We start from the raw sequence: 9667 nt of genomic DNA, 5'->3' as shown, positions 1-9667 counted from the left end.
AACGACGTCGCGAAGTACTTCGCGATCATCCCGGCCATGTTCACGGTGATCTACCCGGGCCTGCACGTGCTGAACATCATGGGCCTGCACTCGCCGAAGTCGGCGATCACCAGCGCCATCATCTTCAACGCCCTGATCATCATCGGCCTGATCCCGCTGGCCCTGCGGGGCGTGCGCTACAAGCCGTCCTCGGCCTCCGCGCTGCTGCGCCGCAACCTGTGGATCTACGGCGCCGGCGGTCTGGCACTGCCCTTCGTCGGCATCAAACTGATCGACCTGATCGTCATGTACATCCCCGGACTGAAGTAGGAAGGAGCCGACCATGAAACTCGGAGCAGCGATCCGGCGGCACACCGCCGCCATCCGGGCCATGCTGGTGTTCACGGTGATCCTCGGGATCGCCTACCCGCTGCTGGTCACCGGCATCGCGCAGCTGGCGTTCAAGGACAAGGCCAACGGCTCACTGATCAAGAACGCGCAGGGCCAGGTGGTCGCCTCCAGCCTGCTGTGCCAGCAGTACGTCGACAAGTCCGGCGACGCCCTGCCGCAGTACTTCCAGGCCCGGCCGTCGGACGCCACCAACTCGGCCAATTCGAGCGACCCCGGCTGTAACTACTCCTACTCGGCCGGCTCGAACCTGGGCACCGACAGCGCCACGCTGAAGAGCACCATCGAGGGCCGCATCGCCTCCTACGCCAAGGCGTACAACGTGGACCCGACCAAGGTGCCCGAGGACGCGGTGACCGCCTCGGCCTCCGGTATGGACCCGGGTATCTCGGTCCAGAACGCCGACGACCAGGCCGCCTCGGTCGCCAAGGCCCGCGGCGTGGACCTGGCCACAGTGCAGAAGCTGGTCAAGAACAACACGACCGGGCGCTCGCTGGGGTTCCTGGGCGAGCAGTACGTGAACGTCGTGACCCTGAACCTGGCTCTGGACAAGACCCACCCGGTCGCCACGGCACAGAGCTGAGAGAGCGCCGGCAGGACGCCGGCGGCAAGGCTGCAAGGCGGCGGGACTCGGTACGCGCGGGGGCGTACTGGTCCCGCCGCCTTGCGGTGCTAGCGCCCGTCGCAGAACACGCAATCGGGGTTGGCGACCAGCGGGGCGAGGACGCGGTGGCGCAGGCAGGAGCGGGCGACCACGTCTTCGGGACCGGGGAAGCAATCACCATCGGGTTCCGCGGCAGCAGTATCGGTGTCGAAATCCTCGACCATTGCTTGGAACCGCCGCAGGACATCCCCGATCAGCGGCGGCGAGTAGTCGAGGTCGTCCCACCGGTACCGGCTGGCGGCCAGTGCGAGGGTGTCGAGCACGAGGTCCTTGTTCGCCGCCGCGTCCTCGCCGGGCTGTCCCCAGTCGAAGTCCTCAAGAGCGAAACCCACCATCCCGAGCCCGAAGACGTTCTGGTCCGACAGCGCGATGCGGCCGGCGAACCGGTAGCCCCACTCGGTGGTGACCGTGGCCGACGCCGCCAGCATCATCACGTCGACGAACACTGACGTGTTGCCGTTGGACAGGGAGATCTCGTGCGCGCCGCCGGTGAAGGTGTTGCCCATGGGCAAGCACCCTAAGGCGCCAGCACTATCCCGACTACGGCCCCCACACAGGCCAGCACGCCCGCGACCACGAAAGCCACATCCGCCCGCCCCCGCGACCCGAACACCAGCACCTGCGCCGGATCCGCGGGGTCGTAGTGCACCAGCACCGCCTCGCCGGCGACGCGCCGCGGGGAGAAGACCTCCACGGCGCGGCCGTCCTCGGTGGTGAAGGCCAGCATCGGGCGGTAGCCGTCCGGGGAGTCCTCCGGGCCGAGCGGGCGATCGACTATCCGGGCGAAAACCGCCACGCCGCCGGTCCGCATGCGCCGGCGCCAGCGCAGCTCCAGCGCGCCGGCCAGCAGCGCGATCAGCCCGCCGAGCAGCAGGACGCAGCCGAGGACCACCATGGGATCCACGGTAGTCCGGCACACCGCGGCGCGTCCGGCAACGCAAGCGGCATGCAAACGACCATTGCCCGATTCGTCCCCTCTTCGGATGCCAATCTGGAAACGTTCAACGACGTCACCAGCTCCGAGGGGATTCCCGTGACCACAGGCGAGGCCGGCCGCGCGGCGCTCGCGGCCGACGACCCGGCCGCCCCGATCCGGGAGGGCGACCGGGAGCACGACCGTCTCACCGTCTCCCAGGGCCTGGCCGCGCTCTCCCTGGACGCCCTGGCCTCCGTGGCCTACGGCCCCGAGGCGATCGTCGTGGTGCTGGCCGTCGCCGGCGCGCACGGCCTGGGCTTCACCCTGCCGGTCACCCTGGCGATCGCCGGGCTGCTGGGCTTCCTCACCTTCTCCTACCGCCAGGTGATCGCGGCGTTCCCCGAGGGCGGCGGGGCGTACGCGGTGGCCGGGAAGTACCTCGGCAAGAACGTCGCGCTGGTCGCGGCGGCCAGCCTGATCATCGACTACGTCCTGAACGTCGCGGTGTCGGTCTCGGCCGGTGTCGCCGCCCTCACCAGCGCCTACCCTTCGCTCTACGGCGACCGGGTCTGGCTGTGCCTGGCGGTGCTGGTCGTGATCACCGGCATCAACCTGCGCGGCGTCGCGGAGTCGGCGAAGGCGTTCATCGTCCCGACCGTGCTGTTCATCGTCGCGATCCTCGCGGTGATCGTGGTCGGCCTGGTCCGCTCGCATCCCGCGACCGCGCCGACCGGGCACGTCGCGGCCGCCGCCAACGCCGAGAGCGTCGGGGTCCTGCTGCTGCTCAAGGCGTTCGCCTCCGGTTGTAGCGCGCTGACCGGCGTCGAGGCCATCGCCAACGCCGTGCCCACGTTCCGCAAGCCGAGGGTCAAGCGCGCGCAGCGCACCGAGTCCGCGCTGGGCGCGCTGCTGGGCGTCATGCTCATCGGCCTGGCGCTGCTGATCCGCAAGTTCCACGTCGCCCCGGACCCGTCCAAGACGGTCCTGGCCCAGCTCACCGACGCCGCGCTCGGCCACAACGCGGCCTTCTTCGCGGTCCAGTTCGTGACCATGATCCTGCTGGCCCTGGCCGCGAACACCTCCTTCGGCGGCATGCCGGTCCTCACCAGCCTGCTGGCCCGGGACAACTACGTGCCGCACGTGTTCGCGCTGCGCGCCGACCGCCAGGTCTACCGCTGGGGCGTGCTGATCCTGGCGGGCCTGGCGGCGATCCTGCTGGTGGGAGCCAAGGGCGACACCCAGACCCTGGTGCCGGTGTTCGCCATCGGGGTGTTCATCGGTTTCACCATCTCCCAGGTCGGCATGGTCCGGCACTGGCGCCGGGAGCGGAGCCCGGGCTGGCGGCGCCGGGTGGCGATCAACGGGACCGGCGCGGTGCTGACGTTCGCGGCCCTGGCGATCGAGCTGATCTCGAAGTTCGGCGAGGGCGGCTGGCTGGTCGTGGTGATCGTGCCGCTGCTGGTCTTCGGGATGCTGCGGGTGCACCGGGCCTACCGGATCGTCGGGGACGTGCTGGGTCTGGGCCGCAAGCCCGAGCCCGTCGTGGAGCAGCAGGCGCTGGTGGTGGTCCCGGTCGGCGCGGTGTCCCGGCTGACGCAGGAGGCGATGTCCGCCGCGCTCTCGCTCGGCGACGGCGTGATCGCGGTGACCGTGCGCTACTCCGACGAGGACGACGCGGCCGAGTGCGAGCGCCTGCAAGCCGCCTGGCGCGCCTGGCAGCCGGACGTCCCGCTGGAGGTCCTCACCACCCACAAGCGCTCCCTGACGCGGCCGATGGTCGACTACCTGAACCGGCTCGCGGCCACCGCCCCGGCCTCGCCGGGCGGCTTCGAGCGCGTCATGGTCCTGATCCCCGAGGTGGAACCGCGCCGGGCCTGGCACCGTCTGCTGCACAACCAGCGCGGCGCCGTCCTGGACCGCGCGATCCGCCGGCACACCGAGGCGATCGTGTGCCGGATGCGATTCCACATCAAGGGGTGGTGACCCCGTGCGCAGCCGGCCGTGCTGGTTGAATGGGTCCGGACCGGCCGGCGCTTCGGCGTCGACAGCGCAGGTCGGCCATTTGCATCGGGCATGCCGGCGTTTGCATCGCGCGAGCAAGCACCCCGAGCGGGGCACCGGGACTGTTGACTTGTCACGAGTGCCCGACTTCTGACGAGAACCGAGGGAGCCAGTGACCCGCATCCTGGTCGTCGACGACGAGCCGCAGATCCTGCGCGCGCTGCGCATCAACCTGAAGTCCCGGACCTACGAGGTCGAGACGGCGGCCAACGGCGTCGACGCGCTGGCCTGCGCGGCCCGCAAGCTGCCCGACGCGGTCCTGCTGGACCTGGGCCTGCCGGACATGGACGGGGTCGAGGTGATCCTGGGCCTGCGCGGCTGGACCACGGTCCCGATCGTGGTCCTGTCCGGACGGTCCGATCCGCTGGAGAAGATCCACGCCCTGGACGCCGGCGCGGACGACTACGTCACCAAGCCCTTCGCCATGGAGGAGCTGCTGGCCCGGCTGCGCGCGGTGATCCGCCGCCACCAGCAGGCGCACGCCGGCACGGCCGGCGTCGAGACCAGCTCGGTGCGGCTGGGCAGCTGCGACATCGACCTGGCGGCGCACAGCGTGGACCGCGAAGGCGATCCGGTGCGCCTGACCCGCACCGAGTGGGCCCTGCTGGAGGTCCTGCTGCGCCATCCCGGCCAGCTGGTGAGCACCGCCCGGCTGCTGGCGGACGTCTGGGGCAACAGCCACACCGGCGAGGCCGGGTACCTGCGGTTCCACATGGCGCGCCTGCGTCGCAAGCTGGAGGACGATCCGCAGAACCCACGGCACCTGATGACCGAGTACGGGACCGGATACCGCTTCGTCCCCTGAGCCGTGTGGGACCGCGAAGTCAGCATCGGCCCATGGAACACAGCCAGGCTCGAGCAGAACGCACACTGGCGGCGTGGGAACGGATCGCGGCGTGGCTGCGGACGCATGCGCCGCAGACGTACGCCGCGCTACCCGGGTCCTTCGAGGTTACGCGTGCTGCCGCCGAGCCTGGCTGTCTGGTGCCGTATCAATGTGCTTGAGGGCATCGCCGACGAACTCCACGGCACCCCGGTACACGCAGGAATCCGCCGTGCCGGAACCGTCGACGGGTGTCTGTCGTGGAGGGCCATGAAGGACACCCGCACAATACCGTCGGGGTGGGTGCCGGTCGGGCCTGCGTAGGCCCCTACAACCATCGCCGCCTGTCGGACGTCTGAGACGGTGTGCGGCAAACTGTGCGGCAATCCATGCGGCAAACCTGGATCCTGATCGTGCTGGGCCTGCTCCTGGTCGGGGGCGCGGCGTACATCGGCGTGCACCACACACACCTGGGCATCGACGTGGGCTCCAACGGTTTCACCCTGGCCCACGTCGAGGTCGACTGCGGCTCCCCGCTGTCCCGGAAGTATCCGCTGCCGGCCGGGCTCCAGTACACGGGCAAGGGCCCGTGCGCGTCGAGCTCGGCGCTGTCCCGGCAGCTGGTCGGGGGAGTGCTCGCCGCGGCGGCCGGGGCGGGGTGCCTGGTCATGGGGGTGACCGGGCTGGTCCGGCGGCCAGCGGCGACAGTGCATGGGGCTTAAGCGTTTCGCCGGCCGCTGATCAGTGCCAGGGTGGGGCTCCGGCCGGCGGCGGGCGTCGGCCAATCGGGAGGGAACCCATGCTCCGTTCCAGGTGGGCGCCGGTTTTAGCGTGCCTGATCGCGCTTTCGGCGACAGCGTGTCAGTCAACTGCTTCGAGCTCGGGGGCAGCGCAGGCACAGGCTCAAGCCCAGGTGGGTGCTTCGCAGAGCACGAGTGCGGCGGCCCCGGCGAGTACCGCGCCGCCGACCACGGCACCCTCGACCACAGCACCCTCGACCACGGCCGCGCCGCCCGCGGCGCCGCCGAGCACAACGGCCGCCAAGCCGACGCCGTCAGTGCGCAGCGTCCCGACCACGACCGCCCCGGCCGCGCCGCCGTCCTCGCACCCTGCCACCACGAAGGCTCCGGCGGCCGCTCCCACGTCCTCGGCAGCCGCCACCTGCATGCACCACGCGACCATCGACGAGGGCACGGCCCGCTGCGGTGCGGGAGAGTCCCACCCGAGCGGCGCCGGAGCCCTGTGTCATGACGGCACCTACAGCTACAGCACGTCCCCGGACGGCACGTGCTCGCGCCACAAAGGCGTAGCCGTCTGGTACTACTGACCTGCGTTTTTCCTGACCTGCGGCAGCACCTACGGCAGCGCCGCGACGATCTCCGCGATCGAGCGCCGCTTGCCGGTGTAGAACGGCACTTCCTCCCGGACGTGCCGCCGCGTCTCCGAGCCGCGCAGGTGCCGCATCAGGTCCACGATGCGGTCCAGCGCGTCGGCCTCGAAGGCCAGGATCCACTCGTAGTCGCCGAGCGCGAACGAAGGCACCGTGTTGGCCCGCACGTCCGGGTACTCCCGGGACATCATCCCGTGCTCGGCCAGCAGCCGGCGGCGCTCGGCGTCCTCCAGCAGGTACCACTCGTAACCGCGCACGAAGGGGTAGACCGCGATGTAGCCGCGCGGCGTCTCGTCGGCGACGAACGCCGGAACGTGGCTCTTGTTGAACTCGGCCGGACGGTGCAGCGCCATCTGCGACCACACCGGCTCGGTCAGGCGGCCGAAGGCGGTGCGGCGGAAGCGCTGGTAGGCGTCCTGCAGCGCGTCGGAGGTCTCGGCGTGCAGCCAGAACATGAAGTCCGCGTCGTGCCGGAAGCCGCCCACGTCGTAGCTGCCGCGCACCACCACGTCGTCCTTGGCCAGCGCCTCGAACAGGGTCTCCACCTCGGCGGCCATGTCGGCGCGGGCGTCGTCGGAGGCCGGCAGGTCCTGGCGGACCTTGAAGACGCTCCACAGCGCGTAGCGGGTGACCTCGTTCAGCTCCACAGCGCGCTTGCCGATGCGGACGTTGCTGACCACGCCGGCCGGGCGCTCGTCCTGGTTTTCGTTACCGCTGTCGCTCATGTTGTCTTTCTTCCTTATGGGTGTACTCGGTTGTGCGCCCGGCGCTATGCGGGCCCGGCACTGATTTCGCGGGCCGCCCGCAGCGCCGAGGCGACGCAGGCCGCGATCCCGACGCCGTCGTAGGCCGCGCCGCAGACCGCCAGGCCCGGCTGTGCGGCCACCGCCGAACGGATCCGCTCCACGCGCGCCACATGGCCGACCGCGTACTGCGGAAGCCCTCCGCCCCAGCGCTGGACGTGCCAGTCGACGGGCTCGCCGAGGGCGTCCGGCGCGCCGAGCGCGGTCCGCAGATCGGCCAGCGCCGTCGCGGCCAGATCGGCGTCCTCGCGCTGCAGGTCCTCGGTCTCGCGGTGCCGGCCGACGGAGGCGCGGACCACCGTCTTGCCGGACTCGGCGAGCCAGGACCACTTCACGCTGGAGAACGTCGAAGCCTTGATGTACCGGCCGTCGGCCGGCGGGACGAGGAAGCCGCTGCCGGCGGGCAGCGCGGCGTCGTCGAACACGAAGGTCGCCAGCGCGACCGAGGCGTATTCGATCCCTGAGAGTTCCGCTGCGGCGGCCGGTGCCGCGTCCTTCAGCAGCCGCGCGGCCGGAGCGCCCGGGACCGCCACGATGACGGCGTCGAATGCGTGCGCGGTCGGCGCGGGCACCGGGCCCGACACCAGGCGCCAGCCGTCGGCGGTGCGAGTCAGTTCCCTGACCATCGTCTCGCGCCGGATCGTGACCCCGGCGCTTTCGCAGGACTGGGCCAGAGCCGCCGGGAACCGTCCCACGCCGCCGCGCACTCCGGCGAACACCGGCTTCGGATTGGCCGCCGCGGACTGCGCCGCGAGGATCTTCGACACCGCCTCGTCCAGCGGCTCGCCGGATTCATAGGCGGGAACCAGCGCGGGAATCGCGGCGCGCAACGAGAGCTCGTCGGCGTGGCCCGCGTAGACCCCGCCGAGCAGCGGCTCGACCAGCCGGTCCACGACCTCTCGGCCGAACGTCTCGGCCACGTACGCGCCGACGGCCATGTCGTCGGTCTCGGCCTGGGTCCGCAGCACCGAGCGCGACGGCAGCGCCGGCCCGGCCTCGGCCCGCTTGAGCCCGGCCGCCGACAGCAGACCGGCCAGGACGCCCGGATCCCCGGGGACGCCCATCAGGTGCCCCTTGGGCATCGGCACCAGCTCGCCCCGGCTCCACACCGACGCCGAAGCCGTGGCCGGATACACGATGTCCTCGGCCAGTCCCACGGCCCGGGCCAGATCCACCGCCTCGGGCCGCCGGTTCAGGATCGACTCGGCGCCGAGGTCCACCTGGACGCCGCCGACCTCGCCGACCGCGAGCTTGCCGCCGAGCCGGGGCGAGCCCTCGAAGACGGTGACGGCCGCGTCCGGCAGCGCCTGCTTCAGATACCAGGCCGCGGCCAGGCCCGAGACGCCGCCGCCGATCACGGCGACCGAACCCGGTCCCGCACCGGACCCGGCGCCCGAATATGAACCCTGAGACGACGTCTGCTCCGATGCCATCGCAGCCCCCTGTGTCGTGCCCACCGCCGTGGTCCCTTCCGTAGCGCGCTGCTACCGCGCCGACGCCTCGTGCACCAGCTCGACCACCCTGGCCAGCCGGTCCGGGTCCATGTCCGGCGTCACGCCGTGGCCCAGGTTGAAGATGTGCCCCGGGGTCCGCGCGCCCTCGGCGAGGATCTCGCGCACCCGGGTCTCGATCACCGGCCACGGCGCGAACATCACCGACGGGTCCAGGTTGCCCTGCACCGCGTAGTCCGGTCCGACGCGGCGCGAGGCCTCGTCCAGCGGCACCCGCCAGTCCACGCCGATCACGTCCGCGCCGGCGCCGGCCATCAGCGGCAGCAACTCGCCGGTGCCGACGCCGAAGTGGATGCGCGGCACGCCCAGGTCGGCCACCGCCGCCAGGACCTTCGCGCTGTGCGGCATGACGCAGCGCTCGTAGTCCCGCGGCGACAGCGCGCCGGCCCAGGAGTCGAACAGCTGCACCACGCTCGCGCCGGCCTCGATCTGCACCCGCAGGAAGGCGGCGGTCACGTCGGCCAGGCGGTCCATCAGCGCGGCGAACAGCTCCGGCTCGCCGAGCATCATCGCCTTGGTCTTCTCGTGGTTCTTCGACGGCCCGCCCTCGATGAGGTAGCTGGCCACCGTGAACGGGGCGCCGCCGAAGCCGATCAGCGGGGTCGTGCCGAGCTCGCCGACCAGCTGGCCGACCGCCTCGGTCACGAACGCGAAGTCCGCGGCCGGGTCCAGCGGACGGATCTGGTCCAGGCCGGAGTGGTCGCGGACCGGGTTCGCGAACACCGGGCCGACGTTCGGGACGATCTCCACGTCCACGCCGATCGCCTTGAGCGGTACCACGATGTCGCTGAAGAAGATGGCCGCGTCGGTGTTGTAGCGGCGCACCGGCTGCAGGGTGATCTCGGTGACCAGGTCCGGCCGCAGGCAGGACTCCAGCATCGGGATGCCCTCGCGGATCTTCTTGTACTCCGGCAGCGAGCGGCCGGCCATGCGCATGAACCACACCGGGGTGTGGCCGACCGGCTCCCGGCGCGCGGCGCGCACGAGGTCGCTGTCCCGGGCCGGGCCGCGGCGCGCGTCCGTCGAGCCGGCCGACCCGCTGCGCGGGCCGGGTACCTCGCCGGGCTGGCCGGCGGCCGACGGGCCCAGGTCTGCCGCGGGGTTCAGGCGCT

Annotated in this window: 11 protein-coding genes and 1 pseudogene; 6 read left to right on the top strand and 6 right to left on the bottom strand. The window is 71.5% G+C overall.

From position 1 onward, the window contains the following. Both ABIA35_RS30670 and kdpC read left to right on the top strand, forming a co-directional pair. Window positions 1-309, top strand: a pseudogene (locus ABIA35_RS30670) (potassium-transporting ATPase subunit B); the annotation flags it as partial. 13 nt (window positions 310-322) lie between these two features. Beyond that, on the top strand, window positions 323-970 hold the full coding sequence (gene kdpC, locus ABIA35_RS30665) for a K(+)-transporting ATPase subunit C (protein WP_370360151.1): 648 nt from the start codon (window positions 323-325) through the stop codon (window positions 968-970). Between the two features lie 89 nt (window positions 971-1059). Here kdpC and ABIA35_RS30660 read toward each other — a convergent pair whose 3' ends face one another. Further along, window positions 1060-1557 carry a hypothetical protein gene (locus ABIA35_RS30660; RefSeq protein WP_370360150.1) on the bottom strand — a complete coding sequence of 166 codons (498 nt, stop codon included), beginning with the start codon at window positions 1555-1557 and terminating at the stop codon, window positions 1060-1062. A gap of 11 nt (window positions 1558-1568) precedes the next feature. Continuing rightward, on the bottom strand, window positions 1569-1946 hold the full coding sequence (locus tag ABIA35_RS30655) for a DUF3592 domain-containing protein (protein ID WP_370360149.1): 378 nt from the start codon (window positions 1944-1946) through the stop codon (window positions 1569-1571). Window positions 1947-2084: 138 nt separating this feature from the next. On the opposite strand from ABIA35_RS30655, the gene ABIA35_RS30650 reads away from it, so the two are divergent. From ABIA35_RS30650 to ABIA35_RS30640, 3 genes are all read left to right on the top strand, one after another. Continuing rightward, a complete protein-coding gene (locus ABIA35_RS30650; RefSeq protein ID WP_370360148.1) occupies window positions 2085-3950 on the top strand; it encodes an APC family permease in 1866 nt (621 codons plus the stop codon). A gap of 190 nt (window positions 3951-4140) precedes the next feature. Then, complete coding sequence (locus ABIA35_RS30645; protein ID WP_370338817.1) at window positions 4141-4833, top strand: response regulator; 693 nt, start codon at window positions 4141-4143, stop codon at window positions 4831-4833. A 407-nt stretch (window positions 4834-5240) separates the two neighbouring features. After that, window positions 5241-5573 carry a hypothetical protein gene (locus ABIA35_RS30640; protein WP_370338819.1) on the top strand — a complete coding sequence of 111 codons (333 nt, stop codon included), beginning with the start codon at window positions 5241-5243 and terminating at the stop codon, window positions 5571-5573. 181 nt (window positions 5574-5754) lie between these two features. Here the strand turns inward: ABIA35_RS30640 and ABIA35_RS30635 are convergent, their stop codons facing one another. Continuing rightward, a complete protein-coding gene (locus tag ABIA35_RS30635) occupies window positions 5755-6018 on the bottom strand; it encodes a hypothetical protein (RefSeq protein ID WP_370338821.1) in 264 nt (87 codons plus the stop codon). Here ABIA35_RS30635 and ABIA35_RS30630 point away from each other — a divergent pair. Then, a complete protein-coding gene (locus ABIA35_RS30630; RefSeq protein ID WP_370338823.1) occupies window positions 6017-6178 on the top strand; it encodes a DUF3761 domain-containing protein in 162 nt (53 codons plus the stop codon). The genes ABIA35_RS30635 and ABIA35_RS30630 overlap by 2 nt on opposite strands. Before the next feature lie 29 nt (window positions 6179-6207). On the opposite strand, the gene hemQ is transcribed toward ABIA35_RS30630, so the two are convergent. Genes hemQ through hemE form a run of 3 tightly spaced genes read right to left on the bottom strand, consistent with a single transcriptional unit; the run spans window position 6208 to window position 9644 of the window. Then, entirely contained in the window at window positions 6208-6966 is a 759-nt protein-coding gene (hemQ, locus tag ABIA35_RS30625; RefSeq protein ID WP_370338825.1) for a hydrogen peroxide-dependent heme synthase, read from the bottom strand. A gap of 44 nt (window positions 6967-7010) precedes the next feature. After that, entirely contained in the window at window positions 7011-8477 is a 1467-nt protein-coding gene (hemG, locus tag ABIA35_RS30620) for a protoporphyrinogen oxidase (RefSeq protein WP_370338827.1), read from the bottom strand. A gap of 51 nt (window positions 8478-8528) precedes the next feature. Beyond that, a complete protein-coding gene (gene hemE / locus ABIA35_RS30615; protein WP_370339264.1) occupies window positions 8529-9644 on the bottom strand; it encodes a uroporphyrinogen decarboxylase in 1116 nt (371 codons plus the stop codon). Window positions 9645-9667: the final 23 nt, after the last annotated feature.

Origin of the sequence: Catenulispora sp. MAP12-49, from assembly GCF_041262705.1 — a bacterium.
GTDB lineage: Bacteria > Actinomycetota > Actinomycetes > Streptomycetales > Catenulisporaceae > Catenulispora.
The sequence above is the reverse complement of the archived record's forward strand: the minus strand, read 5'-3'. Positions and strand labels throughout refer to the sequence as shown.